The sequence below is a fragment of the Xanthobacter wiegelii genome (assembly GCF_043193855.2).
Lineage (GTDB): Bacteria > Pseudomonadota > Alphaproteobacteria > Rhizobiales > Xanthobacteraceae > Xanthobacter > Xanthobacter flavus_A.
On sequence record NZ_CM195529.1, the window covers coordinates 1421329 to 1447829 of the forward strand.

At 67.0% G+C, this 26501-nt stretch carries 25 protein-coding genes; 17 read left to right on the forward strand and 8 right to left on the reverse strand.

The genetic code is table 11. From position 1 onward, the window contains the following. Window positions 1-245 precede the first annotated feature (245 nt). The 5 genes from V5F63_RS06515 to V5F63_RS06535 all read left to right on the forward strand — a co-directional run bounded on the left by V5F63_RS06515 (window position 246) and on the right by V5F63_RS06535 (window position 5525). Window positions 246-1319, forward strand: coding sequence for an ABC transporter ATP-binding protein (locus V5F63_RS06515; protein WP_209488170.1), 1074 nt, complete (start codon window positions 246-248; stop codon window positions 1317-1319). 115 nt (window positions 1320-1434) lie between these two features. Next, a complete protein-coding gene (locus V5F63_RS06520) occupies window positions 1435-2748 on the forward strand; it encodes an ABC transporter substrate-binding protein (protein ID WP_209488171.1) in 1314 nt (437 codons plus the stop codon). Between the two features lie 350 nt (window positions 2749-3098). Next, window positions 3099-3950, forward strand: a complete 852-nt coding sequence (locus V5F63_RS06525; protein WP_394029099.1) for a carbohydrate ABC transporter permease — start codon at window positions 3099-3101, stop codon at window positions 3948-3950. 47 nt (window positions 3951-3997) lie between these two features. Then, window positions 3998-4888 carry a carbohydrate ABC transporter permease gene (locus V5F63_RS06530; RefSeq protein ID WP_209488173.1) on the forward strand — a complete coding sequence of 297 codons (891 nt, stop codon included), beginning with the start codon at window positions 3998-4000 and terminating at the stop codon, window positions 4886-4888. A gap of 133 nt (window positions 4889-5021) precedes the next feature. Beyond that, entirely contained in the window at window positions 5022-5525 is a 504-nt protein-coding gene (locus tag V5F63_RS06535; RefSeq protein ID WP_209488174.1) for a TIGR00645 family protein, read from the forward strand. Window positions 5526-5577: 52 nt separating this feature from the next. Here V5F63_RS06535 and V5F63_RS06540 read toward each other — a convergent pair whose 3' ends face one another. From V5F63_RS06540 to V5F63_RS06550, 3 genes are read right to left on the reverse strand one after another with little or no spacing between them, the layout of a single operon-like run. After that, window positions 5578-7056, reverse strand: coding sequence for a mannitol dehydrogenase family protein (locus tag V5F63_RS06540; RefSeq protein WP_394102889.1), 1479 nt, complete (start codon window positions 7054-7056; stop codon window positions 5578-5580). Then, window positions 7053-8465, reverse strand: coding sequence for a glucuronate isomerase (gene uxaC, locus V5F63_RS06545; protein WP_394102890.1), 1413 nt, complete (start codon window positions 8463-8465; stop codon window positions 7053-7055). The genes V5F63_RS06540 and uxaC overlap by 4 nt, the downstream gene beginning before the upstream one ends. 5 nt (window positions 8466-8470) lie before the next feature. Then, on the reverse strand, window positions 8471-9178 hold the full coding sequence (locus V5F63_RS06550; RefSeq protein ID WP_348634330.1) for a GntR family transcriptional regulator: 708 nt from the start codon (window positions 9176-9178) through the stop codon (window positions 8471-8473). Between the two features lie 197 nt (window positions 9179-9375). On the opposite strand from V5F63_RS06550, the gene V5F63_RS06555 reads away from it, so the two are divergent. Further along, a complete protein-coding gene (locus V5F63_RS06555) occupies window positions 9376-10902 on the forward strand; it encodes a D-arabinonate dehydratase (RefSeq protein WP_394102923.1) in 1527 nt (508 codons plus the stop codon). Window positions 10903-10919: 17 nt separating this feature from the next. Here V5F63_RS06555 and V5F63_RS06560 read toward each other — a convergent pair whose 3' ends face one another. Next, window positions 10920-11597, reverse strand: a complete 678-nt coding sequence (locus V5F63_RS06560; protein ID WP_394102891.1) for a GntR family transcriptional regulator — start codon at window positions 11595-11597, stop codon at window positions 10920-10922. A 166-nt stretch (window positions 11598-11763) separates the two neighbouring features. Here V5F63_RS06560 and V5F63_RS06565 point away from each other — a divergent pair, with 166 nt between their 5' ends. The 6 genes from V5F63_RS06565 (at window position 11764) to V5F63_RS06590 (ending at window position 16812) form a co-directional block, all read left to right on the forward strand. Next, entirely contained in the window at window positions 11764-12750 is a 987-nt protein-coding gene (locus V5F63_RS06565; protein WP_394102892.1) for a TRAP transporter substrate-binding protein, read from the forward strand. Window positions 12751-12805: 55 nt separating this feature from the next. Continuing rightward, window positions 12806-13381, forward strand: coding sequence for a TRAP transporter small permease (locus V5F63_RS06570; RefSeq protein ID WP_394029013.1), 576 nt, complete (start codon window positions 12806-12808; stop codon window positions 13379-13381). Between the two features lie 15 nt (window positions 13382-13396). Further along, entirely contained in the window at window positions 13397-14677 is a 1281-nt protein-coding gene (locus tag V5F63_RS06575) for a TRAP transporter large permease (protein WP_394102893.1), read from the forward strand. 138 nt (window positions 14678-14815) lie between these two features. Then, window positions 14816-15655, forward strand: coding sequence for a 5-dehydro-4-deoxy-D-glucuronate isomerase (gene kduI / locus V5F63_RS06580; protein ID WP_209488181.1), 840 nt, complete (start codon window positions 14816-14818; stop codon window positions 15653-15655). A gap of 5 nt (window positions 15656-15660) precedes the next feature. Then, window positions 15661-16413 (forward strand): 2-dehydro-3-deoxy-D-gluconate 5-dehydrogenase KduD, encoded by a 753-nt coding sequence (gene kduD / locus V5F63_RS06585; RefSeq protein WP_394102924.1) that lies wholly within the window; start codon window positions 15661-15663, stop codon window positions 16411-16413. Between the two features lie 48 nt (window positions 16414-16461). Then, window positions 16462-16812, forward strand: a complete 351-nt coding sequence (locus V5F63_RS06590; protein ID WP_394102894.1) for a cupin domain-containing protein — start codon at window positions 16462-16464, stop codon at window positions 16810-16812. 3 nt (window positions 16813-16815) lie between these two features. Here V5F63_RS06590 and V5F63_RS06595 read toward each other — a convergent pair whose 3' ends face one another. The 3 genes from V5F63_RS06595 to V5F63_RS06605 all read right to left on the reverse strand — a co-directional run bounded on the left by V5F63_RS06595 (window position 16816) and on the right by V5F63_RS06605 (window position 17754). Beyond that, a complete protein-coding gene (locus V5F63_RS06595; protein ID WP_394102895.1) occupies window positions 16816-17139 on the reverse strand; it encodes a DUF167 family protein in 324 nt (107 codons plus the stop codon). Between the two features lie 10 nt (window positions 17140-17149). After that, window positions 17150-17440 (reverse strand): YggT family protein, encoded by a 291-nt coding sequence (locus V5F63_RS06600; RefSeq protein ID WP_209488184.1) that lies wholly within the window; start codon window positions 17438-17440, stop codon window positions 17150-17152. A gap of 98 nt (window positions 17441-17538) precedes the next feature. Continuing rightward, the gene (locus V5F63_RS06605; RefSeq protein WP_245327429.1) at window positions 17539-17754 is read right to left on the reverse strand and encodes a hypothetical protein; all 216 of its coding nucleotides are present in this window, start codon (window positions 17752-17754) and stop codon (window positions 17539-17541) included. A gap of 222 nt (window positions 17755-17976) precedes the next feature. Between V5F63_RS06605 and V5F63_RS06610 the strand changes: the two genes are divergently transcribed. From V5F63_RS06610 to V5F63_RS06625, 4 genes are all read left to right on the forward strand, one after another. Then, entirely contained in the window at window positions 17977-18930 is a 954-nt protein-coding gene (locus V5F63_RS06610) for an acetyl-CoA carboxylase carboxyltransferase subunit alpha (protein ID WP_209488185.1), read from the forward strand. A gap of 233 nt (window positions 18931-19163) precedes the next feature. After that, a complete protein-coding gene (locus tag V5F63_RS06615; RefSeq protein WP_394029017.1) occupies window positions 19164-20390 on the forward strand; it encodes a L,D-transpeptidase family protein in 1227 nt (408 codons plus the stop codon). Window position 20391: 1 nt separating this feature from the next. Next, window positions 20392-21264, forward strand: coding sequence for an FkbM family methyltransferase (locus tag V5F63_RS06620; RefSeq protein ID WP_394102896.1), 873 nt, complete (start codon window positions 20392-20394; stop codon window positions 21262-21264). An 88-nt stretch (window positions 21265-21352) separates the two neighbouring features. After that, window positions 21353-21982, forward strand: a complete 630-nt coding sequence (locus V5F63_RS06625; protein ID WP_394102897.1) for a Pr6Pr family membrane protein — start codon at window positions 21353-21355, stop codon at window positions 21980-21982. A 34-nt stretch (window positions 21983-22016) separates the two neighbouring features. Here V5F63_RS06625 and secA read toward each other — a convergent pair whose 3' ends face one another. Next, window positions 22017-24797, reverse strand: a complete 2781-nt coding sequence (gene secA / locus V5F63_RS06630) for a preprotein translocase subunit SecA (protein ID WP_394029020.1) — start codon at window positions 24795-24797, stop codon at window positions 22017-22019. Between the two features lie 386 nt (window positions 24798-25183). On the opposite strand from secA, the gene V5F63_RS06635 reads away from it, so the two are divergent. Next, window positions 25184-26500: an efflux RND transporter periplasmic adaptor subunit gene (locus V5F63_RS06635; RefSeq protein ID WP_209488190.1), complete on the forward strand. Its 1317-nt coding sequence runs from the start codon at window positions 25184-25186 to the stop codon at window positions 26498-26500. The last annotated feature ends 1 nt before the right edge of the window (window position 26501 follow it).

Below are 26501 nucleotides of genomic sequence, written 5' to 3' on the forward strand. Positions count from 1 at the left end.
GCAGGAGGCCGCCCCCCGGCGGGACGCGGTATGTCTAGCCCCATAGCAGACCTTCGTCCAATGGAGGTTCAATCGTTTTAAATTTCCACTTGATCCCGTTCTCGCCTCGCACCATGATCGCGCCGCGTTCCGGAAGGGCGCCCGGCCGGGGATTTGTCCCGGCCCAAGAATGGTGCGGCCGCATCGGGCAAGGCTCAAACAGCCCCCGCGCGGCACGAGGAAACGACGAGGGGAGAGGACGCTTCATGGCGACCGTGGATATTCGCGGTGTGAAGAAGGCCTATGGGTCGACGCAGGTCATCCATGGCGTGGATGTGGATATCCGTGACGGCGAGTTCGTGGTCCTGGTTGGCCCCTCGGGCTGCGGAAAGTCCACGCTGCTGCGCATGATCGCCGGCCTTGAGAACATCTCCGGTGGCGAGATCCTGATCGGCAATCGCGTCATCAACGAGATGCCGCCGAAGGAACGGGACATCGCCATGGTGTTCCAGAATTACGCGCTCTATCCGCACATGACCGTTGCGGACAACATGGGCTTCTCGCTGAAGCTGCGCAAAGCCCCCAAGGCGGAGATCGAGAGCCGGGTCAACCGGGCAGCGGAGATTCTCAATCTTACCAAGCTGCTCGACCGCTATCCGCGCCAGCTCTCCGGCGGCCAGCGCCAGCGCGTCGCCATGGGCCGCGCCATCGTGCGCGATCCGCAGGTGTTCCTGTTCGACGAGCCGCTCTCCAACCTCGACGCGCAGCTGCGCGTGCAGATGCGCACCGAGATCAAGGAACTGCACCAGCGGCTGAAGACCACCACCGTCTACGTCACCCACGACCAGATCGAGGCCATGACCATGGCCGACAAGATCGTGGTGATGCACGACGGCATCGTGGAGCAGATCGGCGCCCCGCTCGACCTTTACGACCGCCCGGCCAACCAGTTCGTGGCCGGCTTCATCGGCTCGCCCTCCATGAACTTCGTGAAGGGCAAGGTGCGGCTTGGCGCCAACCCCATGCTGGTCACGGACAGCGGCGTCGAGGTGCCCCTGCCGGACGCCCAGGGCCTCGCCGACGGGCAGAAGGTGGTCTACGGCCTGCGCCCCGAGCACATCCGCCTCGATCCCGCTGGCGTGCCGGCCCAGGTGGTGGTTACCGAGCCTACGGGTTCGGAGATCCTCGTCGTCGCCCGTCTTGGCGAAGGCGCCGCCGCGCAGGAGATCACCTGCCTGTTCCGCGAGCGGCTGAGCTTCAGCCCCGGCGAGACGATTCGCGTCGCGCCCCAGCCGGGCCTCACACATCTTTTTGACGAGGCGACCGGCAGTCGGCTCTGACAAGGTTGGTTACCGTGCCGGGCCACCGGCACGATCAGGGGGAAAGAAGACCGTTCGAGACACACCGTCCGAAACGGCCCGTCCTTCAAGGAAACGCTTCACGGGAGGAAGACCAATGACCATTTCCAGACGTGACCTTCTCATGAGCGGCGCGGGCCTTGCGGCCGGCGCCATGGCCCTGCCCATGCTCTCCACCAAGGAGGCCATCGCCCAGGCCGTCGCCAAGTTCGAGCCGGAGGCCGGCGCTTCTCTGCGTCTCTTGCGCTGGTCGCCGTTCGTGAAGGGCGAGGAAGACGCCTGGATCGCCAACACCAAGAAGTTCACCGAGGCCACCGGCATCGAGGTGCGCATCGACAAGGAGAGCTGGGAGGACATCCGTCCCAAGGCCGCCGTCGCCGCGAACGTGGGCTCCGGCCCGGACATCGTGTGGGTGTGGTTCGACGACGCCCAGCAGTATCCCGACAAGCTGCTCGACGTGACCGACCTCGCCAAGAGCCTCGCCGGCCAGTACGGCGGCTATTATCCCGCCTCCCAGGCCTATGCGACGGTCAACGGCCGCTTCGTCGGCCTGCCGCTCGCCACCATCGGCAATGCGGTGGTCTATCGCGACAGCTGGGTGAAGCAGGCCGGCTTCTCCGAATTCCCGAAGGACACCAAGGGCCTTCTCGAACTCGGCAAGGCGCTCAAGGCCAACAACCACCCCATGGGCTTCACCCTCGGGCACGGCGTGGGCGACGGCAACAATTTCTGCCACTGGGTGCTGTGGAGCCACGGCGGCAAGATGGTGGACGAGGGCGGCAAGGTCGTCATCAACTCGCCGGAGACTGTCGCCGGCCTGAAGTATGTGGCCGAGCTGTACAAGACCTTCATCCCCGGCACCGAGAGCTGGCTCGACGTCAACAACAACCGCGCCTTCATCGCCGGCGACCTGTCAGTGACGGCGAACGGCGTGTCGGTCTATTACGCGGCGGCGAACGACCCCAAGCTTGCCGAGATGGCGGCGGACATGAAGTCCACCAACTTCCCCATCGGCCCCATCGGCAAGAAGGTGGAACTGCACCAGACCACCACCGCCTGCATCTTCAAATACTCGAAGTTCCCCAAGGCGGCGCAGGCCTATCTCGCCTTCATGTTCCAGGCGGACCAGTACAATGCCTGGCTGACCGGCGCGAGCGCCTATTGCTGCCAGACGCTGAAGTCCTTCTCCAGCAATCCGGTGTGGACCTCCAAGCCGATCCACGCCGCCTATGCGCTCGCCTCCGAGACGCTCCAGCCCAACGGCTATGCCGGTCCGCTCGGGCCGAAGTCGGCGGCCGCCATGGCCGACTGGATCGTGGTGGACATGGTGGCGGAAGCCGCCACCGGCCAGCGCTCTCCGGAAGAAGCCGCCAAGCGCGCCCAGCAGCGCGCCGAGCGCATCTATCGCTGAGGCCTTGGAGGGGCCGGATTTTCGGCCCCTTCAACACCGCCGTCATGCCCGGCCTCGTGCCGGGCATCCACGTCGCGCCGCTTTAGCGAGGGCGCGACCGACGTGCCGGCGGAATCACGTGGATGGCCGGCACAAGGCCTGCCATGACGCAGCGAACACGACGCAGTGAACATGACACCGCGAGCGAGACGCCGCGGCAAAGCCCCTCTCCGCCGGGAGGGGTCAATAAGACAGCAGACAGTGAGACCGGAGACCCATTCATGGCCAACGTCGCAGCGGCTGAGCCGACCCACAAGCGGTCCTTCTGGGCCGGCATCGGGCAGGGCCGGCATGTGCTCGGCATCGCCTTCATGGTGCCGGCAGCCGTCTTCCTGCTGTTCTTCCTCACCTATCCGCTCGGCCTCGGCGTCTGGCTCGGCTTCACCGATACGCGCATCGGCCGCGAGGGCGTGTTCATCGGCCTTGAGAACTATGAATCGCTCTGGGGCGACAGCCTGTTCTGGCTGGTGGTGTTCAACACGCTCCTCTACACCATCGCCGCGTCGATCCTGAAGTTCGGCCTCGGCCTGTGGCTGGCGCTGCTGCTCAACCAGAACCTGCCGTTCAAGGCCTTCTTCCGCGCCGTGGTGCTGCTGCCGTGGGTGGTGCCCACCGTGCTCTCGGCCATTGCCTTCTGGTGGATCTTCGACAGCCAGTATTCCATCATCTCGTGGGCGCTCATCAAGATGGGGCTCATCTCCGCGCCCATCAACTTCCTCGGCGACGTGGCCAACGCCCGGGCCTCGGTCATCGCGGCCAATGTCTGGCGCGGCATTCCCTTCGTCGCCATCTCGCTGCTGGCCGGCCTGCAGACCATCTCGCCCTCGCTGCACGAGGCGGCGACGCTGGATGGCGCCACCAACTGGCAGCGCTTCCGCTACATCACGCTGCCCATGCTCTCGCCGATCATCGCGGTGGTGATGACCTTCTCGGTGCTGTTCACCTTCACCGACTTCCAGCTGATCTACGTGCTGACCCGCGGCGGCCCGCTGAACTCCACCCACCTGATGGCGACGCTCTCGTTCCAGCGCGCCATTCCCGGCGGCTCGCTGGGCGAGGGCGCGGCCATCGCCGTGGCCATGATCCCCTTCCTGCTGGCGGCGATCCTGTTCAGCTATTTCGGCCTGCAGCGCCGCAAGTGGCAGCAGGGCGGGGCGGACTGAGCCCGCCCGTCAAGCCCGCGCCGCCCCCCAATTCTGCGAGGACCACCATGGCCCAGCCCCAACCCGTTGAGATGACCGACAATTCCTCGGGCATGAGCTATCTCGACAGCCTGCCCCGGCGGATCGTCACGGTGATCCTGCCGCTCATCATCTTCGTCTTCGTGCTGCTGTTCCCGTTCTACTGGATGGCGATCACCGCCATAAAGCCGAACTACCAGCTGACCGACTACAACAATTATTCCCCGCTCTGGGTGGTGGAGCCGACGCTCGAACACATCAAGTACCTGCTGTTCGAGACCTCGTATCCCTCCTGGCTGTGGAACACGGTGTACATCTCGGTGGCGGCGACCGTCATCTCGCTGGTGACCAGCGTGTTCGCGGCCTATGCCATCGAACGCCTGCGCTTCAACGGTTCGCGCTGGGTGGGGCTCGGCATCTTCCTCGCCTATCTGGTGCCGCCCTCCATCCTGTTCATCCCGCTCGCCATCATGGTGTTCGGGCTCGGCATCTACGACACCAAGCTGGCGCTGATCCTCACCTATCCCACCTTCCTCGTGCCCTTCTCCACCTGGCTCCTGATGGGCTATTTCCGCTCCATCCCGTTCGAGCTGGAGGAGTGCGCGCTGGTGGACGGCGCCTCGCGCTGGCAGATCCTCATCAAGGTGCTGCTGCCGCTCTCGGTGCCGGGGCTGATCTCGGCGGGCATCTTCTCCTTCACCCTGTCGTGGAACGAGTTCATCTACGCCCTCACCTTCATCCAGTCGTCGGAGAACAAGACCGTGCCGGTGGGCGTGCTCACCGAGCTGGTGCGTTCGGACGTGTATGAATGGGGCTCGCTGATGGCTGGCGCCCTCATCGGCTCGCTGCCGGTGGTGATCCTCTATTCCTTCTTCGTGGACTATTACGTGTCGTCCATGACCGGAGCGGTGAAGGAGTAGGGCACGCCCCTCGGGCGTGGGGGAAGCCGCGCCCGAACGCCAATATGTCCGCTTGCCCTCGTGCGCGCGCCGTGGCACCCCTTGCCGCGGCTCGTTGCGGTGCATCATGCGCCGGAGGAAGCGGGGGTAGGGGATGATCGAGCGGGTGATCGAAGGGATTTTGTTCCGCAGCCGCTGGATTCTCGCGCCCTTCTATGTCGGCCTCGTCGTGGCCATGCTCGTGTTGCTGTTCAAGTTCGGCCACGAGCTCCTGCACTTCGTGCTGCACGCCGTCGCGGCCACGGAGAGCGACATCATCCTCGGCATCCTGGCCCTGGTGGACCTGACGCTCACCTGCAACCTCGTTGTGATCGTGATCTTCTCCGGCTACGAGAATTTCGTCTCCAAGATCGATCCCGCCGGCCACCCTGACTGGCCGGAATGGATGACGCGGGTGGACTTCACCGGCCTCAAGCAGAAGCTGCTCGCCTCCATCGTCGCCATCTCTGCCATCCAGCTGCTCAAGGCCTTCATGAATCTCGACAAGGGCACCATGAGCGAGACGACCCTCATGTGGCTCGTCATCATCCATGTGGTGTTCGTGGGATCGAGCCTGGTGCTGGCCTGGTCGGACAGTCTCTCCAGCAACAAGCACTGAGCAGGGCTTTACCATCGGCCCCGGTCTTCGACAGAGGCCAAGTGGGGTTGGCTCACGCGTCCGCGCTTTGCCTGACCGTTGCCGCCGCCCCCTGTGCGAGAAGGCGCGAAAGCGCCGCGCGCACCGGGCCGGCGAAATGCGGATCGGCGCCGAGATCGCCGAACACCTCCCGCACCGAGAGCAGCGCCGGTGCCAGCCGGTCCGCATCCGGCCCGGCCGCGTCGGCGAGCGCCTTCAGCCGCGCGGCGAGGGGATCGCGCACGTCGATGGCGCCGCCCTGCTCGTCCCGGCCGGTCACGTAGCGCATCCATCCGGCGATGCCGAGGGCTAGGAGGGGGAGGGGCGCGCCCGCGGCGAGGCGATCGCGCGCCGGGGCAACGAGCCGCTGGGGCAGCTTCTGCGAACCGTCCATGGCGATCTGCCAGGTGCGGTGCCTGAGCGCCGGATTGGCGAACCGCTCCCTCAGCGCGGCTTTGTAGGCCGCCACATCGACGCCCGCGGGCAGATGCAGGGTCGGCGTCACCTCCTCGTCCTGAAGGCGCGCCACGAGGCGGGCAAAGGCGGGGACCGCCATGGTGTCGGCGATGGTGGCATGGCCCGCGAGATAGCCGAGATAGGCCAGGGTGGAGTGGGCGCCGTTGAGCAGGCGCAGCTTCATGTGCTCGAACGGCTCCACGTCCGCCACCAGCTCCACCCCCACCTCCTCCAGCGGCGGCCGGCCGAGGGAAAAGCGGTCCTCCACCACCCACTGGGTGAACGGCTCGGCCATCACCGGCCATGCGTCCGCCATCCCGAGCCCGGCCGCGACCATGGCCCGGTCGTCGTCCGTGGTGGCGGGGACGATGCGGTCCACCATGGTGGAGGGGAAGGCCACCTCGCCCGCGACGAAGCGGCCGAGATCGGCGTCGCGCAGGGCCGCGAGGCGCGCCGTCACCCGCGCCACGGTCTTGCCGTTGGCCGGGAGGTTGTCGCAAGTGAGCACGGTGAAGGGGGCGATGCCGGCGGCGCGGCGGCGGGCGAGGGCCGCCACCAGATAGCCCGGCGCGCTCACCGGGCGGTGCGGATTGGCGAGGTCCGTCCGGATGTCGGGATGCGCCTCGTCCAGCGTGCCCGAGGCGGGGTCGTGGCAATAGCCCTTCTCGGTGACGGTGAGGGTGACGATGCGCACGCGCGGATCGCACATGGCCGCCAGCAGCGCCTCCGGGTCGCGCGGCGCCACCAGCAGCCGGCGCAGGGATCCGATCACGCGCAGCCGATCGCCCGCGCCCGACCGTTCCGCAAGGGTATAGAGGCCGTCCTGCGGATCGAGCGCGTCGGACGTGTCCGGCGAGCGCAGGCTGGCGCCGCAGATGGCCCAGCCCTTGTGTCCGCGCGAGAGGATGGCGTCGAGATAGGCCGCCTGATGGGCGCGGTGGAAGGCGCCGACGCCCAGATGCACCACCCCAACCTCGGCCGCGGCGATGTCATAGGCCGGGCGCGAGACAGCGGCTGGCAGGGTTGCCAGAGTCGAAAGCGAGAGCCGGGGGCTCAAAGCTTGTAGGCCTTCTTGGCGAGGCCATAGGCGAGATCGCGCGCCACCTCCACCGCCTCGTCCTCGTCCAGCCGGTGCTCGCAGACGAGTTCGGCGAGGAAGCTGCAATCGATGCGTCGCGCCACGTCGTGCCGGGCAGGGATGGAGGGGAAGGCGCGGGTATCGTCGTTGAAGCCCACGGTATTGTAGAAGCCGGCGGTCTCGGTGGTCATGGTGCGGAAGCGCTTCATGCCCTCCGGGCTGTCGTGGAACCACCAGGCCGGGCCGAGCCGCAGCGCCGGATAGTGGCCGGCGAGCGGCGCCAGCTCCCGCGCATAGCTTGTCTCATCCAGCGTGAAGAGGATGATGGTGAGGCCCGCCTCGTTGCCGAAGCGGTCCAGCAGCGGCTTCAGCGCGCGCACATATTCGGTGGGGGAGGGGATGTCCGCCCCCTTGTCCCGGCCGAAGCGGGCGAAGATCTGGCCGTTGTGGTTGCGCACGGCGCCGGGATGGATCTGCATCACCAGCCCGTCCTCGAGGCTCATGCGCGCCATCTCGGTGAGCATCTGCCCGCGGAACAGCTCGGCATCCTGCGCGCTCACCGGCGCATTTCTGGTGACACGGCGAAACAGCGCCTCGGCTTCGGCCGGCGGCAGGTCGAAGGTCGCGGCAGTCGGGTGGCCATGGTCCGAGGAGGTGGCGCCGAAGGTCTTGAAGAAGGCGCGCCGCTTGCGGTGGGCGGCGAGATAGCCGGACCAGGAGAAGGTGTCCTCCCCGGTGATCTCGCCGAACCGCGTGAGATTGGCGGAAAAGCCCTCGAACTCCGGGTCCACCACCGGATCGGGCCGGTAGGCGGTGACGACGCGCCCGCCCCAGCCGCTGGCGCGGATCTCCGCGTGGGCGGCAAGGTCGTCCAGCGGGCTCTCGGTGGTGGCGATCACCTCGATGTTGAAGCGCTCGAACAACGCGCGGGGGCGGAAGGCGTCCTGCTGCAGCTTCTCGGCGATGCGGTCGTAGGCGGCATCCGCCGTCTTCTCGCTCAGCCGCTCTTCCAGCCCGAACAGGGTGGCGAAGGCGTGGTCGAGCCATGCCCGCGTGGGGGTGCCGCGAAAGAGATGGTAGTTGGCCGCGAACAGCCGCCAGATGGCCCGGCCGTCCTGTTCCGTCTCGCCGCCGTCGATGCGCGGCACGCCGAGCTTTTCCAGCGGGATGCCCTGCGAGTACAGCATCCGGAACACATAATGGTCCGGCACCACGAACAGCCGCGCGGGGTCCGGGAAGGTCTCGTTGAAGGCGTACCAGCGCGGGTCGGTATGGCCGTGCGGCGAGACGATGGGCAGCGCCTCCACTTCCGCATAGAGCCGGCGCGCCACCGCGCGGACGGCCGGATCGGCGGGCAGCAGGCGATCGGGATGGAGGAGGCTGGACACGGAACTCACCTCGCGTTCACGGCATCGGCGGCGACGCCTTCCGCCTCGAAATAATCGGGATGCGCGGCGCCCAGATCCTCGACGCTGGGGAGGACCCGGCCGAGATGGGCCGCCATGGCCTTCTCCGCCCCGTCCGCGTCCCCCGCGCCAATGGCGTCGACCACGCTCTGGTGCTCGGCGATGACACTGGCGCGGCGCTGGGCGGATGGCAGGGTCAGGAGCCGGCAGCGGTCCACATGCACCTTCTCCTGCCGGATCACCCGCCAGATGTTGGGATGGCCGGCTATTTCGGCGATAATCTGGTGAAAAGCCTCGTCGGCGGCGTGGAACTCCGCCAGCGCGCCGGTTCGGTGGGTGGCGCGCTGCTGGCGCAAGGTGGCGAGAAGCGGCGCCATCACCACCCGGCGCGCCTTCTCCGGCAGCGTCGCCACATGGGCCGCCGCCTCGCGCACGCTGGTGCGCTCCAGCGCATTGCGGATGATCATGGCGTCGCGCACCTCCGGCACCGAGATGCGCGAAACGAAGGTGCCGTACTGGGGGAAGACGTCCACCAGGCGCTCGTCGGCGAGCTTCAGGATGGCCTCGCGCACCGGCGTGCGGCTGACGCCGTAGGCGAGCGCGATCTGTTTCTCCTGGAGCGGCGCGCCGGGCAGGAGGGTCATGGCCACGATGTCGTCGCGCAGGGCGGCGTGGATGCGTGACGACGCCGGCACGGCGCGGACATTCTCGCTGCGAAGCGCCGGCCTGCGCCTGAGATCCGCCCCTGTCGCCACCACCGTTTCAGCCTCCCGGACCGTCTGCCCGCTCTTGCGAGCTGTTTCATACTAATATATTAGCATATCGAGAGCGTCAACGAAGGCGCGGGCCCAAACGCGGCCATGAAATGGGTCGAGGAGACGTGCTCATGGGGATGGAGGCGGGCCTCGCGCCGCGCACCCTTCGGCTTTCTGCGAAGGACAATCTGGCCGTTGCGCTGGACGAGGTCGCGCCCGGCGGGTCGGTCGCGGGCGTCGTCGCCACCCAGCGCATCCCGCGCGGCCACAAGGTCGCCATCGAGCCCATTCCCGCCGGCGCGCCGGTGGTGAAATTCGGCCAGATCATCGGTTTCGCCAGCGCCGACATCGCCCCCGGCGCCCATATCCACACCCACAATGTGGTCCTGCACGATTTCGCCCGCGACTACGCCTTCGCCGCCGACGCCCATGACGACGCCCTGCTGCCCGAGGCCGAGCGCGCCCATTTCATGGGCTTTCGCCGCTCCAACGGACGCACGGGCACGCGCAATTATCTCGGCATCCTCACCAGCGTGAACTGCTCGGCCTCCGTGGCGCGGTTCGCGGCGCAGGCGGCGGAGCGCTCCGGCATCCTCGCCGACTTTCCCGGCATCGATGGCATCGTGCCCATCATCCACGGCACCGGCTGCGGCATGGCCTCCAAGGGCGAGGGCTATGACGTGCTCTCGCGCACCCTCTGGGGCTATGCGACCCACCCCAACTTCGCTGCCGTGGTGATGGTGGGGCTCGGCTGCGAGATGTTCCAGATCGCCCGCTTCAAGCAGGAATACGGGGTGGAGGAGGCGGACGGCTTCCGCACCCTCACCATCCAGGATGAGGGCGGCACGCGCCGGACGGTGGAGCACATCCTCGGCACGCTGAAGGAGATGGCGCCGCGCGCCGCCGCCGCGCGGCGGGAGGCGCGGCCGGCCTCCGAGATCGTGCTGGCGCTCCAGTGCGGCGGCTCGGATGGCTATTCGGCGCTCACCGCAAATCCCGCGCTCGGCGTCGCCTCGGATTTGCTGGTGGCGCAGGGCGGCACGTCCATCCTCTCCGAGACGCCGGAAATCTACGGGGCTGAGCACCTGCTCACCCGCCGCGCCGCGACCCGCGAAGTGGGCGAGAAGCTGGTCGCCCGCATCAAATGGTGGGAGGAATACACCGCCCGCAATGCGGGGGAGATGAACAACAATCCCTCGCCGGGCAACAAGGCCGGCGGACTCACCACCATCCTGGAAAAGTCGCTCGGCGCCGCCGCCAAGGGGGGCTCCTCCACGCTGCGCGCGGTCTATGAATATGCCGAGCCGGTGACGGATGCCGGCTTCGTCTTCATGGATACGCCCGGCTACGATCCGGTGGCGGCCACCGGGCAGGTGGCCGGCGGGGCGAACGTGATCTGCTTCACCACCGGGCGCGGTTCCGCCTTCGGCGCCAAGCCCACCCCGTCCATCAAGCTCGCCACCAATTCCGACATCTATCGCCGGATGGAAGAGGACATGGACATCAATTGCGGCGACGTGCTCGACGGCGTGTCGCTGGAGGACAAGGGCCGCGAGATCTTCGACACGGTGCTGGCGGTTGCCTCCGGCGCCCACACCAAGTCGGAGGAACTGGGCTACGGCGATGCCGAGTTCGTGCCCTGGCAGATCGGCGCGGTGATGTGATGGCGGCCGCCCGCGCGCTATTCGAACAATTCGGGATGCTCGGCCTCCATGCGGGGCAGCGCGCGCAGGATTTCGCCGAGATGGGCCCGCATGGCCGCCTCGGCTGCGTCGGGATCGCGGATGTCGATGGCCGCCATGATGGCCTGGTGCTGGGCGACCAGCGGCAGCATGGCGTCCGGCCCCATGAGCGAGAGATGGCAGGCGCGGTCCATGTGGGCCTTGATGTCGCTGACCGCCTCCCACGCCAGCGGGCAGCCGGCGCCCTCGCTCAGGGCGACGTGGAACAGTTCGTCATAGCGCTGGAAGGCGAGATGGTCGCCGCGGGTGGCCATGGTCTCCTGCGCGTCCAGCAGGTCGCAGATGCGCCGGCGGGCCTCGGCGTCGAAATTCTCGGCGGCGCGGCGGGCGACCGCGCATTCCACCGCCTCGCGGATGAACCGCGCCTGCATGAGCTTGCGGACGGAAATCTTGACCACCACGGTGCCCCGCTGCGGCAGGATTTCCACGAAGCGCGTGCGGGCAAGGCCGATCAGAGCCTCCCGCACGGGTTGGCGGGAAACGCCATAGCGGGCCGCGATCTCGTGCTCGGACAGCCGGGTGCCCGGCGCCAGCTCGAGCCCGATGATGGCGCGTCGCAGCTCTGCCTCCAGGCGATGGGCGGCCGACCCGTGCGGCGCAGTCGTTACGGCATACATGCGCTTGAAACCCCGTTACATACCGATATATACTACCATACAAGCTTGCCGCCAATCTCCGGCGCCTGACCGGAGAGGGCAGCGGATCGCATATGAGATCCCAACACGAACAGGCCGAAACGGCCAAAGGCCAAATGGCCCCGACCGACAATAGGGAGAACGCCCCATGCTGACCCGACGCCAAGTGACCTCCTGTGTGACATCCTGCGCCGTCGCCCTGGCGCTTTCGGCGCTGCCGGCGATGGCCCAGACCACGCTGCGCTCCGCCGACATCCATCCCGACGGCTATCCCACCGTCGATTCGGTGAAGTATTTCGGCGAGATCATCGAGAAGAAGTCCAACGGCAAGTACAAGGTGCAGGTGTTTTCCTCCGGCCAGCTGGGCGGCGAGAAGGACACCATCGAGCAGACGCGCTTCGGCGTCATCGATCTCAACCGCGTCAACACCGCGCCGTTCAACAACCTGATCCCCGAGACGGCGGTGCTCGGCATGCCGTTCCTGTTCCGCTCCACCGACCATATGTACAAGGTGGTGGACGGACCCATTGGCGCTGAGATTGCGAAAGCGTTCGAGCCGCATGGCCTCGTGGTGCTGGGCTTCTTCGATTCCGGCGCCCGCTCCATGTACAATTCCAAGAAGCCCATCAAGACGCTCGACGACATGAAGGGCATGAAGATCCGCGTGCAGCAGTCGGACCTCTTCATCGGCATGATCAACGCCCTCGGCGCCAATGCGACGCCCATGCCTTTCGGCGAGCTTTACTCCGCGTTGCAGACCGGCCTCGTGGACGGGGCGGAGAACAACTACCCGTCCTACGATTCCGTGAAGCACTACGAAGTGGCGAAATACTATTCGCTCACCGAGCATTCGCTGGCGCCGGAGGTGTTCGTGATGTCGAAGCGCGCCTTCGACAAGCTGAGCGCCGAGGACCAGAAGATCTTCAAGGAAGCCGGCCTTGAGGCCACCAAGAAGATGCGTGAGCTGTGGGCCAAGCGCGATCAGGAATCCAGGGACCGCGTGGTCAAGGGCGGCGCCATCATCAACGAGGTGGACAAGAAGCCCTTCATCGATGCGATGAAGCCCGTCTACGACAAGTTCGTGACCACCGACAAGATGAAGGACCTCGTCGCCCGCATCCGCGCGGTGAACTGAGGGCGCGGCACCGGCCGGGCCTCATCGGCCCGGCCTTTCCGGAAGGCGCAGCGGCATGAACATCCAGTCCAGCGATCGTTCCAGGAGCGGCGGGGAGGGCGCAGGGCCGGCTCCGCTGCTCGTGCTGAGGCGCGTGGTGCGCCTCCTGTCGGCGATCGCGCTGTGGATTTCCGGCGCCGGGCTCGTCGCCATGACGGCGGCGGTGTTCTGGCAGGTGATCGGCCGCTATGTGCTGAACGCCTCGCCGAGCTGGACCGAGCCGCTGTCTTTGCTGCTCATGAGCTGGTTCATCCTGCTCGGCGCGGCGGTGGGCGTGCGCGAGAACATGCATCTCGGCTTCGAGATCGGCCTTCATTTCGCCCCGCCGCCGGTGCGGCGCGCCATGGAGATCACCACCCATCTCCTCGTCATGGGCTTCGGCGCGGCCATGGCCTGGTACGGCTGGGACCTCGCCATGGGCACATGGAGCGCCAAGATGGCGGGTGTGGACCTGCCGCAGGGCGTCGACTACCTGCCCCTGGTGGGCGGCGGCGCGCTCATCTGCCTGTTTTCGTTCGAGCGGCTCCTCACCGACCTCACCGAGGGTCGGGTGCCCGAGGTGCCGCTCGCCCATGTCCACACCGTGGAATGACGCCGGACCAGACCCATGGCCATCACCATCCTCTTCGGCGTCTTCGCCCTGCTCCTCCTCATCGGGACCCCGGTGGCCTTCTGCCTCGGCCTCGCCTCGCTCGCGACCGTGCTTTATCTCGATCTGCCGCCGGTGGTGGTGTTCCAGCAGCTGAATTCCGGCATGAACGCCTTCTCCATGCTGGCCATTCCCTTCTTCATCTTCGCCGGTGACCTGATGATGCGGGGCGGCATCGCCGACCGGCTCATCGGCATGGCTGCGAGCCTCGTCGGGCATCTGCGCGGCGGCCTGGGCCAGGTGAACGTGGTGGCCTCCACCCTGTTCGGCGGCATTTCCGGTTCGGCGGTGGCGGACGCCTCGGCCATCGGCGGCATCATGATCCCGCAGATGGCGCGCCACGGCTACGCCAAGGACTATGCGGTCAACGTGACGGTGAATTCGGCCATCATCGCGCTGATGATCCCGCCGTCGCACAACATGATCATCTATTCGCTTTCGGCCGGTGGCACGATCTCCATCGCCGACCTGTTCACCGCGGGCATCATGCCGGGCATCCTGCTCGCCGCGGCGATGATGATTACGGCCTATGTGGTGGCGCGCCGGCGCGGCTACCCGGCGGGCACCTTCCCGGGCTGGTACGGCGTGCTGCGCGCCGTGGTGGCGGCCATTCCCGGCATCATGCTGATCGGCATCATCTTCGGCGGCGTGCGCTCGGGCGTCTTCACCGCAACGGAAAGCTCCTGTATCGCCGTCATCTACGCCCTGCTGGTGACGACCCTCGTCTATCGCGAGATGAACTGGGCGGGCTTCGTGGAGGCGACGCTGGGGGCGGTGCGCACCACGGCCATGGTGCTGCTCGTCATCGGCACGGCCGCGTCCTTCGGTTGGCTCATGGCCTTCCTGCAGGTGCCGAAGGCCACCATCGAGATGATGCAGGCGGTCTCATCCAACCCCTACGTCATCCTGCTCCTCATCAACATCATCCTGCTCATCCTCGGCACCTTCATGGACATGGCGCCGATGATCATCATCTGCACGCCCATCTTCCTGCCGCTGGTGAAGGCCTTCGGCATCGATCCCGTGCATTTCGGGGTAATCCTCATCCTCAACGCCGGCATCGGGCTGAACACGCCGCCCGTGGGCTCGGTGCTGTTCGTGGGGTGCGCGGTGGGCAAGATCACCATCGGCGAGGCGATGAAGACCATCTGGCCCTTCTTCGGCGCGTCCATCGCAGTGCTGATGATCGTCACCTACGTGCCCGCCGTGTCGCTCTGGCTGCCGGCTGTGTTCCGCTAGAGCACACGCCGATCTGATCGCATCGCAATCAGATCGGATCACGCATTCTCTTTCTCAGTGTTGGAAGCGATTCACCGATCAAGTTGGTTCAGCATGATCGGATCTCGTTCCAGACACCCATCCCGCGAGATCTGCCCCATGATGATCGATGTCCGCCATGTCCACCACCAGGACGCCACCCGTGGTTTCGACACCGAGGCGCTGAGGCGCAACTATCTGGTGGAGCGATTGTTCGAGCCCGGCCTGGTGCTGCTCACCTACAGCCATGTGGAGCGCTTCGTCATCGGCGGGGCGATGCCCGTCACCGTGCCGCTGGCGCTGGAGAGCGACAAGGCGACCATCGGCTCGCCCCACTTCCTCGACCGGCGGGAGCTGGGCGTCTTCAACATCGGCGGCCCCGGCAAGGTGAGCGTCGACGGCGTTTCCCACGCCCTCGGGCACCGGGACGCGATCTATGTGCCCATGGGCACAAAGGAGGTGCTGTTCACCTCCGACAGCGCCGACGCGCCGGCCCGCTACTACCTGCTCTCCACCCCCGCCCATGCGCGCTACGAGACCAAGGTGGTGCGCGTGGCGGAGGCGAAGAAGATGCTGCTCGGCGATGTCGCCACCGCCAACCGCCGCACCATCTACCAGATGATCCATCCGGACGTGGTGACCTCCTGCCAATTGGTCATGGGCATGACCCAGCTGGACGAGGGCAATGTGTGGAACACCATGCCCTGCCACGTCCACGACCGGCGCTCGGAGGTCTATCTCTATTTCGATCTCACGGCCGACGCCCGCGTCATCCACCTCATGGGCGAGCCGGACCAGACGCGTCATATCGTGGTGGCGGACGGGCAGGCGGTGATCTCCCCGCCATGGTCCATCCATTCCGGCTGCGGTACCCGCGCCTATACCTTCATCTGGGGCATGGGCGGCGACAATATCGACTATACGGACATGGACATGGTTGCCATGGACCAGCTGAAGTGACTGAGGTGACCTTGTTCGATCTCTCCGGCCGCAGGGCCGTCGTCACCGGCGCCAATACCGGCCTCGGCCAGGCCATCTGCATCGCGCTCGCCGCCGCAGGCGCCGGCGTGGTGGGGGTCGGCCGCTCCGCCATGGACGAGACGGCCGCCTTGGTGGCGGCCGCGGGCGGCAGCTTCACCGCCGTCGCCGCCGACCTCGGCACGCTCCAGCCCATCGATCGCATCGTCTCCGAGGCGGAGATCGGCGGGCGCGTCGATATTCTCGTCAACAATGCCGGCATCATCCGGCGTGCCGACGCCCTCGACTTTTCCGAAAAGGATTGGGACGACGTGATGGACGTGAACCTCAAGTCCACCTTCTTCCTCACCCAGGCGTTCGCGCGGCGGATGCTGGCGGATGGCAAGGGCGGCAAGGTCGTCAACATCGCCTCGCTGCTCTCCTTTCAGGGCGGCATCCGCATTCCGTCCTACACGGCGAGCAAGAGCGGCCTTGCCGGCCTCACGCGCCTCCTCGCCTGCGAATGGGCGGCGAAGGGCATCAATGTGAACGCCATCGCCCCGGGCTACTTCGTGACCAACAACACCGAGGCCCTGCGCGCGGACGCGGACCGCAACGCCGCCATTCTCGGCCGCATCCCGGCCGGCCGCTGGGGCGAGCCGGGCGACATCGGCGGTGCTGCGGTGTTCCTCTCGTCGCGGGCGGCGGATTATGTGCATGGTATCGTGCTGCCGGTGGACGGCGGCTGGCTGGCGCGCTGATGAGGATTGCTGCGGCGGGCCCCGCCCGGCGGCAGGATGGGAGAGAGCATGAGCGAGAAGGGCAATGTCTTCGCCTTCGCCGAGACCACGCCGGTGGAGGTGGTGGACGAAGTGGTGAGCCGGCAGATCCTCACCTTCAACGACGAGATCATGCTGGTTCGCGTCATCGCCCGCGCACCGGGGCCCATGGGCGTGCCGCATAGCCATCCCCATGTGCAGATCACCAGCGTGGAGAGCGGCGTTTTCGAGCTGACCATCGGCGGGCGCACCGAGCGCCTGAAGGCGGGGGACAGCTTCTATGTGCCGTCCGGCGTTCATCACGGGGCCGTCTGCCTCGAGCCCGGGGTGCTGGTGGACGTGTTCACGCCCATGCGCGCGGATTTCCTGAAGCCCGCCTGAGGCTCATGTCCCGGCGGCGGAGGCGAGCTTCGTCGCGAGGCTAGGGCCGTCGCCCGCGATGCGGAAGGTCTTCACCCGCGCGGTCGCGCCCGAGGTGAGGCGAACCTGCGATACGGCGACACCGGCCGCCGCTGCGACGACCTTGGCCACCGCAGCCGTGGCGGCACCATCCTCCGGCGCCACCCTGACCCGCACCTTCAGCACCTCACGGCCATCCGAGAGGGCGGCGACGCCATCTACCGCATCGCGCCCGCCGCGCGGCGTTGCCCGCACCGTGACCTCCACGCCATCCGGCAGAACGCGCACAAAGGATGGGTCGGATGCCACGGCAGCCGGCTCAGAACACGTAGGGGTAGATGTAGTAGGCGATGACCTGCTGCAGGAAGAAGATGAGGAGAATCAGCACCATCGGCGACAGATCGATGCCGCCGAGATTGGGCAGCACGTTGCGGATGGGCGCAAGCAACGGTTCCGTCACCCGGAACAGGAACTCGCCGACGTTCCGAACGAACGAATTATACGAATTGACCACGTTGAATGCGACGAGCCAGGACAGCACGGCCGCGGCGATGAGAATCCAGACATAGAGCTGGAGGACGACCAGGATAACGTCGAGCAGGGCGCGCATCGTCGGAAGGATCCCCGGGGAAGTGGCGTGCCAGCAATAGCGCCAGCAGCCCCTTCGGAACAAGGCCGGCCGCCCACGCCCGGCCCTGGCCGGCTGCGTCAGCCGGTCGCGTCCGGGTCCTGCGGCTTGTCCGGATCGGGCAGGGCGCCCGCACCCGGCGTCTTCTCCGGATCGGTCAGCTGCGGCTTGGCATGCGGGCCGGCTGCGGGTTTCTGGCGCTGCGCATCCTGCCGGCGCTCATCTGCGGCATCTGCGGCCGGTTGCCCCTGGGGAGCGTTTTCGTTCTTCTGCGCCATTGCGACGTGGGGTTCCATGGCAGCCTCCATGATGTGACCATGATTTGAGGACAACGCTCCCCGCTCAGTTCCGTTGCAGCGGCGCCTCGCCTTACGGCAGGGCACGCGACGGGATTTCGTTCGTGCCGCATCCCGAGCGTGATGCGGCGACATTGACGTGCCGCCTTGACTTGCCCGCGCGGCAAAGGCAGCTTCCCGCCGCTTTAGGGGGCGCGACCTCCTCAAACCTCACGGAACCTCATGCGCAGCTATCTGGACTTCGAGAAGCCGGTTGCCGAACTCGAGGCCAAGGTGGAAGAGCTGCGTGCGCTCTCCTCTTCGGGCGACGGCGTGGTCATCACGGACGAGGTCCTTAAGCTCGAAGGCAAGGCGCGCGACGCCCTTGTCGCACTTTATGCGAATCTTACGCCCTGGCAGAAGACGCTGGTGGCCCGCCATCCGCAGCGGCCGCATTTCGCCGACTTCGCCCGCGGCCTGTTCGAGGATTTCACCCCGCTCGCCGGCGACCGCAAGTTCGGCGAGGACGAAGCCATCATCGGCGGCTTCGCCCGCTTCCGGGGTGAGGCGGTGTGTGTGCTGGGCCATGAGAAGGGCTCAAGCACCGAGACCCGCATCCGGCACAATTTCGGCATGGCTCGCCCCGAGGGCTATCGCAAGGCCGCCCGCATCATGGAGCTGGCCGACCGCTTCGGCGTGCCCATGATCTCGCTGGTGGATACGGCCGGCGCCTATCCCGGCATCGGCGCCGAGGAGCGCGGGCAGGCCGAGGCCATTGCCCGCTCCACCGACGCCTGTCTCGCGCTTTCCGCGCCCAACGTCGCCCTCATCATCGGCGAGGGCGGCTCTGGCGGGGCCATCGCCATCGCCACCGCCAACAAGGTGCTGATGATGGAGCACGCCATCTACAGCGTCATCTCGCCGGAAGGCGCGGCCTCCATCCTGTGGCGGGATACCGCCAAGGCGCAGGATGCGGCCACCAACATGAAGATCACCGCGCAGGACCTGCTGCGGTTCGGCGTCATCGACGGCATCGTGAAGGAGCCGGCCGGCGGCGCGCATCGCGACGCGGATGCGGCCATCGCCGCGGCGGGCGACGCCATCGCCGATGCGCTGTCCTCCCTCGCCGGCCTCGACGGTCCCCAGGTGCGCAAGGCGCGGCGCGACAAGTTCCTCGCCATCGGCCGTTCGCTGTGATCGGGGCCGCGGTTTCGCGGCCACAGGGGTAAGGATTCCTTAACCATGGCGCTGCGGCAGAGGGGATCGGCAACCGAACTTCCCCATCTTGGCCGCATTTGCCTTATTTTCTCCATCGGGCCGGAGCGGCGTTGATAACGTCGCATCAAGGGGGACCGGTTAGCCTTTCCGGCCTGTTTGGCCGATCCGGACCCGGGAGTTTCGCGTTGAGCCGCTTCGCCATGAGCCGTCCGATGACGACCCTCTCCTCGCGCTTCACGGCGCGGCTGCGCATGGCCGCCCTCGCCGGCTGCGCGGCGCTGGCCCTCGCCGGCTGCAACGCCACCGATTCCGAAGTCGCGCGCAAGGCCAACAAGCCGCTGTCGCCCGAGATGGTGTCGCTGCTGGCCAAGAAGGACATGGCGCCGTCGACGCCCATCCTCGTGCGCATCTTCAAGCAGGAATCGGAGCTGGAGGTCTGGAAGGTCACCTCAGAGGGCAATTATGCCCTGCTGAAGACCTATCCCATCTGCCGCTGGTCCGGCGAGCTTGGTCCAAAGGTGGGCACAGGCGACCGGCAGGCACCGGAAGGCTTCTACACCATCACGCCCGGCCAGATGAACCCGAACTCCAGCTATTATCTGGCGTTCAACCTCGGCTTCCCCAACGCCTATGACAAGTCCTACGGCCGTACCGGCGACTTCCTGATGGTGCATGGCGACTGCTCGTCCTCGGGCTGCTACGCCATGACAGACGACCAGATTTCCGAGATCTTCTCCCTCGCCCGCGAGAGTTTCGCCGGCGGGCAGCGTGCCTTCCAGGTGCAGGCCTATCCCTTCCGGATGACGGCGAAGAACCTCGCGCGCTACCGCAACAACCCCAACATGGCCTTCTGGCGCAACCTGAAGCAGGGCTACGACCATTTCGAGGTGACGAAGCAGGAGCCGAAGGTGTCGGTTTGCAACCGCACCTACGTGTTCGACGCGACGCCCGCGCCTGGCCGGGGCTTCGAGCCTGCCATGGCCTGCCCGCCCTATCAGGTGCCGGAGCAGATCGCTTCTGCGGTGGCCGCCAAGCAGCGGTCCGACGATGCGCAGGTGGCCGCGCTCTCCACCAGCTCGCCGGTCGCTCCGGTCAAGACCGGCGCCGATGGCGGCATGCATCCCATCTTCCTTGCCAAGCTCAAGGAACGTGAGACCGGCCAGCTGTCCTACACCCAGGCGCCCGGCCGACTGCCGGAATATGTGAACCCGCCGAAGGAGACGCCGGCCAAGCTCCAGGCCGATGCGCTTCTGCGCGCCGACGAAGGCGATGGCGCCCCGGCCAGCACGGGCTCTGTGGCGGCTCCGGCCGATCCCGCCAATCCGGCCGCTTCCGGCGCCAAGCCCCAGCCGGTGGTCACCGCAGCGGCAAAGCCCGTCGCCGCCTCGGCGTCCGGCACGCTCAACGCGGCAACCACTGCCACCGGCGCCTCGCGTTGACATGAAGGGGGACGGAGTGCCGGACGTCACCTCGTCCCAACTCGCGGTCCTGCTCCGCCCGGAGCACCTGACCCGGGTGGTGGATATCGGCGCGAACCCCATCGACGGCGATCCGCCCTACAAGCCGCTTCTCGCCCGGCGCCTCTGCCGCGTCGTCGGCTTCGAGCCCCAGCCCGAGGCGCTGGCCCGGCTCGATGCGGCAAAGAGCGGTCTGGAGACCTACCTGCCGCACGCCGTGGGCGATGGGCAGCGCCGCACGCTTCACATCTGTGCCGCCTCCGGCATGACAAGCCTGCTGGAGCCCGACGCCCACGTCCTCTCCCATTTCCCCGGCCTCGCGGATTGGGCGCGCGTGCTGGACCGCCGGCAGGTGGACACCGTCGCCCTCTCGGCCGTGCCGGAGATCGACGGCATCGAGATGCTCAAGATGGACCTCCAGGGCGGCGAGCGCGCGGTGCTGGAGGGCGCGGGCGATACCCTGGCCGAGACGGTCTGCATCCAGCTCGAAGTGTCTTTCGTGCCGCTCTACAAGGGGCAGGCACCCTACGGGGAGATGGACCTCGCGCTGCGCGCGCGCGGGTTCATTCCCCATATGATGGCATCCACCAGCCGGCGGATGATCCTTCCCCTGCGGGGACCCGACGTCTACGCCGCGCTGAATCAGCTGGTGGAGGGCGATGCGGTCTATGTGCGCAACTTCCTCGAGCCGGACGGCATGACGGCCGAGCAGCTCAAGCACCTCGTGCTCATCGCCCACTATTGCTATCGCTCGTTCGATCTCGCCCTGAATGGCCTCCACCATCTCGCCCGACGCGGAGCGGTGCCGGCCGATGCGCCGGCGCAGTACATGGGCATCGTCCAGGCCGGCGGCTGATCGCGACCCGGCCACGGCCTTGCCCATGGCCGATGGTTCAGCCTACGCTTTTCCACGCCGCGGGGGCGCGGGCTGGGGGAGGCGGGGCATGGGGCATGATGTGTGGTGCCGGCGGATCGCGGCACTCACGGCCGTCGTGGGCTGGTTCGCCCTGATCCTCCAGCTCGTCATCGTGGTGCAGAAGATGGCGGCCATCGGCCAGGGGTTCGGCCCGGCCCTGTGGCGTTTCCTCGGCTTCTTCACCGTCCTCACCAATCTGGGCGTCGCCATCGTCGCCACCGAGATCGCGCTCGGCGGACTGCATGCCCTCACCGGGGCGCGGGCGCGGCTGACGACGGTGGTTTCCATCGTGCTGGTGGGCATCATCTATGCCCTGCTGCTGCGGCACGTCTGGAACCCGGAGGGCGCGCAGCTCCTCGCCGACCGGCTGCTGCATCAGGCGGTGCCGGTGCTGTTCCTGATCGTCTGGCTGGTGGGGCCGCATGGGCGGCTGCGATTGGCCGATACCGTGTGGGCCATGGCGCCGCCGCTGGCCTATCTCGTCTATGCGCTGGCGCGGGGCGAGGCGGACGGCTGGTATGCCTACTGGTTTCTCGACCCGGCCAAGCTTGGCGCCGAGAAGATGGCCCAGAACGCCGTGGTACTGGCGCTGGTGTTCTGCGCCACCGCGCTGCTCTTCATCGGGATCGACCGGGCCATCGGCCACCGGCGCGGCTGAACCGCCGCGCCGTCACGCGAGAGGCCCCGCCGCCTCAGGCGAAGCGGCCGTGGCAGTGCTTGTACTTCTTGCCCGAGCCGCAGGGGCAGGCCTCGTTGCGGCCGACCTTGCCCCAGCTGGAGGGGTCGTTCGGGTCGCGCTCGATCACCGCCACGTCGCCCGAGAGCAGGGGCTCCGGCCGAGAGCCGAGGGCCGCGCCGGCGTAGGCCATCTCGTCCTCGCCGGTGAAGGGATCGGCGTGATGCCCCTCCATGGGAGGCAGTTCCTCCTCCATGGGCTGCTGGGTGACGATCTCCACCCGCATCAGCTGGGCGGTGACCACCTCGCGCAGGCGGTTCAGCAGAGCGGAAAAGAGGTTGAACGCCTCGGACTTGTACTCGTTCAGCGGATCACGCTGGGCATAGCCGCGCAGGCCCACCACCTGGCGCAGATGGTCGAGCATGGCGATGTGCTCGCGCCAGAGGTGATCCAGCGTCTGGAGAAGGATGGACTTCTCCACATAGCGCATGATGTCCGGCCCGTACTGGGCGGTCTTGGCAGCCATCCACTCGTCGGCGCGGCGGATGATGCGCTCGGTGACCTCGGGGCCGGCGATGCCCTCTTCCTTGGCCCAGTCCTTCACCGGAAGCTCGATGCCGAGCACTTCCTTGATGGCGGCGTCGAGCCCGTCCACGTCCCACTGCTCGGGATAGGCGTTCTCGGGGATGAACTTGGCGACGGTCTCGGTGATGAGGGCGTGGCGCATGTCCTCCACGGTCTCGGCCACGTCGTCGTCGTTCATCAGCTCCAGGCGCTGCTCGAACACCACCTTGCGCTGGTCGTTGAGCACGTCGTCATACTTGAGGACGTTCTTGCGCATGTCGTAGTTGCGCGCCTCGACCTTCTGCTGCGCCTTCTCCAGGGCCTTGTTGATCCAGGGATGGATGATGGCCTCGCCTTCCTTGAGGCCGAGGCGCTGGAGCATGCCGTCCAGCCGGTCCGACCCGAAGATGCGCATCAGGTCGTCGTCGAGCGAGAGGAAGAACTTGGAGTGGCCGGGGTCGCCCTGGCGGCCGGAGCGGCCACGCAGCTGGTTGTCGATGCGCCGGCTCTCGTGGCGTTCGGTGCCGAGCACGAAGAGGCCGCCGGCGGCGAGCGCCTTCTGCTTCAGTTCCTCCACCTCGGCGCGGATGCGCGCCTCGGCGGCAGTGCGCGCCTCGCCATCGGGCAGGTCCTTCAGCTCGGCCGCGATACGCATGTCGGCGGCGCCGCCCAGCTTGATGTCGGTGCCGCGGCCGGCCATGTTGGTGGCGATGGTGATCGCCCCTGGCACGCCGGCCTGGGAGACGATGTAGGCTTCCTGCTCGTGGTAGCGCGCATTCAGCACCGCGAAGGCCTTGCCCGAGCGGTCGTGGGCGAAGGCGGCGGGGTCGGAGAAGTCGATCTGGTGGAAGCCGGCCTGCTTCAGCAGTTCGGCCAGAAGCTCGGACTTCTCGATGGAGGTGGTGCCCACGAGCACGGGCTGGCCGCGCGCGCTGCACTCCTTGATGAGTTCGATGATGGCCGCGTACTTCTCGCCGGCCGAGCGATACACCTCATCGTCGTCGTCAATGCGCGAGACGGGGACGTTGGTGGGGACTTCCACCACCTCGAGCTTGTAGATGTCCTGAAATTCGGCCGCCTCGGTGGAGGCCGTGCCGGTCATGCCCGCGAGCTTTTCGTAGAGGCGGAAATAGTTCTGGAAGGTGATGGAGGCGAGCGTCTGGTTTTCGGGCTGGACCTGGACGCGCTCCTTGGCTTCCAGCGCCTGATGGAGGCCTTCCGAATAGCGCCGGCCCGGCATCATGCGGCCGGTGAACTCGTCGATGATGACGACCTCGTCATTGCGAACGATATAGTCCTTGTCCCGCTGGAACAGGGAGTGCGCGCGCAGTGCCTGGTTCACGTGGTGCACCACCGAGACGTTCTCGATGTCGTAGAGGCTCTCGGACTTCAGGAGCCCGGCCTCGGTGAGCATCTGCTCCATCTTCTCCATGCCCGCTTCCGTCATGGTGACGGTGCGCTGCTTCTCATCCACCTCGTAATCCTCCTTGGAGAGGCGAGGGATGTACTGGTCGATGGTGTTGTAGAAATCCGACCTGTCGTCGAGCGGACCGGAGATGATGAGCGGCGTGCGCGCCTCGTCGATGAGGATGGAGTCCACCTCGTCGACGATGGCGTAGAAGTGCGGCCGCTGCACCATCTGGGCGCGCTCGTACTTCATATTGTCGCGGAGGTAGTCGAATCCCAGCTCGTTGTTCGTCGCGTAGGTGACATCGCTCTCGTAGGCGGCGCGGCGCTCGTCGTCGTCCAGGCCGTGGACGATGATGCCCGTGGACAGGCCGAGGAACCGGTAGAGCTTGCCCATCCACTCGGCGTCGCGCCGGGCGAGGTAGTCATTCACCGTCACCACGTGCACGCCCTTGCCGGCGAGGGCATTGAGGTAGACGGGCAGGGTGGCGACCAGCGTCTTGCCTTCGCCAGTCTTCATCTCGGCGATGGAGCTTTCATGCAGCACCATGCCGCCGATGAGCTGCACGTCGAAGTGGCGCATGCCCAGCGCGCGCTTGGCGCCCTCGCGCACCGTGGCGAAGGCGGGCACCAGCAGGTCGTCGAGGGTGGTCTTGCCCTCGGCCAGCTGGCGGCGGAAATCCTCGGTGCGGGCGCGCAGCTGATCGTCGGAGAGGGCTTCCAGCTCCTTCTCCAGCGCGTTGATGGCCTGTACGCGGGGACGATAACCCTTCACCCGGCGATCGTTCGCGGAGCCGAAGAGCTTGCGGGCAAGTCCACCTAACATGGGTTTCTCTATTCCGTTCCGTCAGGTCTGAAGGAGGGCGGAGACGGACCGCCGGACCTCCGGGCAACGATGCGCGCCGTTGGACACCCGCAATGGGGCGTCAGCAAGTCCGAAGGCGGGACAGGCGGGCGCAGCGAACAAACGCGCAGCCGCAACCGCCCCGCTTCCGCGGGCAGCGCACTACGCGGACACTTATGAACGGGTCGGTGCAATGTCAATGCGAGGGGCGCGCGGCCCCTCGCATAGCAGCCGTCCGGCGAAGCGTTGCCGCGCTGCACAGGTGCGGCGTCAATCTGCACGGAAGGGCTTTGCGGGCAATTCCTTTCATGGACACGCAATAACCCTCTGCTTAGTATCCGCCGCGACTGCAGAGTGGGGGTAATGGTATGGTGGGGGGTATCCGGGTGTCGGGTCGACTGGGCTGCGCGAGCGTGGCCCTCGGGGCTGCCTTCCTCCTGTCCGCGTGCGAGGAAAAGAACACCTACGTCCCTCCGCCGCCCCCCAAGGTGACGGTCGCGACCGTGCTGGAGCAGCCGGTGACGCGCTTCCTCGAACTGACCGGCAACACCGCCGCCATCAATTCGGTGGACCTGAACGCCCGCGTGCAGGGCTTCCTCACCAATATCAATTACAAGGACGGCGCCTTCGCCAAGAAGGGCACCACCCTGTTCGTGATCGAGCAGGACACCTACATCGCACAGCTGGACCAGGCGAAGGCGACGCTGGCCGCAAACCAGGCGTCGCAGGTGCAGGCGGAAGCCGAGTACAACCGCCAGGCCCAGCTCGCCAAGCAGGACTTCGCCTCGCAGGCCACCCTCGACCAGGCCCGCGCCAAGCGCGACTCGGCCGTGGCGGAGGTCGCCAACGCGCAGGCGTCGCTGCAACTCGCCCAGATCAATCTCGGCTACACCAAGGTCAATGCTCCGTTCGACGGCGCGGTGACGGCCCACCTCCAGGACGTGGGCGCCCTCGTCGGCTACAGCGGCCCCACCAAGCTCGCCACCATCGTGCAGCTGAATCCGATCTGGGTGTGGTTCACGCTGAGTGAGCAGGAGGTGTTGCGAATCAAGGAGCAGCTTGCCAAGCAGGGCCGCTCCCTCACCAGCCTGACCCGCGACCTGCCGGATATCCCGATCGAGATCGGCCTCCAGACCGAGACCGGCTACCCGCATGCCGGCCGCATCGACTATATCGCGCCGCAGGTGGACCCGAACCTCGGCACCCTCACCGTCCGCGGCCTCTTTCAGAACGACGATTTTGTGCTGCTGCCCGGCCTGTTCGCCCGCGTGCGGGTGCCGCTTGGCCAGCCGGCCTCGACCATCCTCGTTCCGGACTCGGCCGTCAGCTACAACCAGCTCGGTCCCTACGTGCTCACCGTGGGCTCCGACAACGTGGTCGGCCAGACGCAGATCACCCTCGGCCAGCTCCAGGCGGACGGCCTGCGCGCCGTGCTGACCGGCCTGAAGAGCACCGACCGCGTGGTCATCAACGGCATGCAGCGTGCCGTGCCCGGCTCCAAGATCGACGTGGAGGTGGGCAAGATCGTCGCCGTCGCCGCGCCGGTGGATGACGGGACCAAGCCGCTGCCGAAGCCGGCGGGTGTCGCACCGGCGGATGCGCCGGCCCGCGCGATCCCCTCGGTGCCGCCGACCCCCAATGCTCCGGCGACGCCGGGTGCGACCCCTGCGACGCCGAAGAACTGAC

Excerpts from the sequence above, each read along its gene's own strand:
- V5F63_RS06515 (WP_209488170.1), top strand. The coding sequence starts at position 246 with ATGGCGACCGTGGATATTCGCGGTGTGAAGAAGGCCTATGGGTCGACG.
- V5F63_RS06520 (WP_209488171.1), top strand. The coding sequence starts at position 1,435 with ATGACCATTTCCAGACGTGACCTTCTCATGAGCGGCGCGGGCCTTGCG.
- V5F63_RS06525 (WP_394029099.1), top strand. The coding sequence starts at position 3,099 with ATGGTGCCGGCAGCCGTCTTCCTGCTGTTCTTCCTCACCTATCCGCTC.
- V5F63_RS06530 (WP_209488173.1), top strand. The coding sequence starts at position 3,998 with ATGGCCCAGCCCCAACCCGTTGAGATGACCGACAATTCCTCGGGCATG.
- V5F63_RS06535 (WP_209488174.1), top strand. The coding sequence starts at position 5,022 with ATGATCGAGCGGGTGATCGAAGGGATTTTGTTCCGCAGCCGCTGGATT.
- V5F63_RS06555 (WP_394102923.1), top strand. The coding sequence starts at position 9,376 with ATGGAGGCGGGCCTCGCGCCGCGCACCCTTCGGCTTTCTGCGAAGGAC.
- V5F63_RS06560 (WP_394102891.1), bottom strand. The coding sequence starts at position 11,597 with ATGTATGCCGTAACGACTGCGCCGCACGGGTCGGCCGCCCATCGCCTG.
- V5F63_RS06565 (WP_394102892.1), top strand. The coding sequence starts at position 11,764 with ATGCTGACCCGACGCCAAGTGACCTCCTGTGTGACATCCTGCGCCGTC.
- V5F63_RS06570 (WP_394029013.1), top strand. The coding sequence starts at position 12,806 with ATGAACATCCAGTCCAGCGATCGTTCCAGGAGCGGCGGGGAGGGCGCA.
- V5F63_RS06575 (WP_394102893.1), top strand. The coding sequence starts at position 13,397 with ATGGCCATCACCATCCTCTTCGGCGTCTTCGCCCTGCTCCTCCTCATC.
- kduI (WP_209488181.1), top strand. The coding sequence starts at position 14,816 with ATGATGATCGATGTCCGCCATGTCCACCACCAGGACGCCACCCGTGGT.
- V5F63_RS06590 (WP_394102894.1), top strand. The coding sequence starts at position 16,462 with ATGAGCGAGAAGGGCAATGTCTTCGCCTTCGCCGAGACCACGCCGGTG.
- V5F63_RS06600 (WP_209488184.1), bottom strand. The coding sequence starts at position 17,440 with ATGCGCGCCCTGCTCGACGTTATCCTGGTCGTCCTCCAGCTCTATGTC.
- V5F63_RS06605 (WP_245327429.1), bottom strand. The coding sequence starts at position 17,754 with ATGGAACCCCACGTCGCAATGGCGCAGAAGAACGAAAACGCTCCCCAG.
- V5F63_RS06610 (WP_209488185.1), top strand. The coding sequence starts at position 17,977 with ATGCGCAGCTATCTGGACTTCGAGAAGCCGGTTGCCGAACTCGAGGCC.
- V5F63_RS06615 (WP_394029017.1), top strand. The coding sequence starts at position 19,164 with ATGACGACCCTCTCCTCGCGCTTCACGGCGCGGCTGCGCATGGCCGCC.
- V5F63_RS06620 (WP_394102896.1), top strand. The coding sequence starts at position 20,392 with ATGAAGGGGGACGGAGTGCCGGACGTCACCTCGTCCCAACTCGCGGTC.
- V5F63_RS06625 (WP_394102897.1), top strand. The coding sequence starts at position 21,353 with ATGGGGCATGATGTGTGGTGCCGGCGGATCGCGGCACTCACGGCCGTC.
- secA (WP_394029020.1), bottom strand. The coding sequence starts at position 24,797 with ATGTTAGGTGGACTTGCCCGCAAGCTCTTCGGCTCCGCGAACGATCGC.
- V5F63_RS06635 (WP_209488190.1), top strand. The coding sequence starts at position 25,184 with ATGGTGGGGGGTATCCGGGTGTCGGGTCGACTGGGCTGCGCGAGCGTG.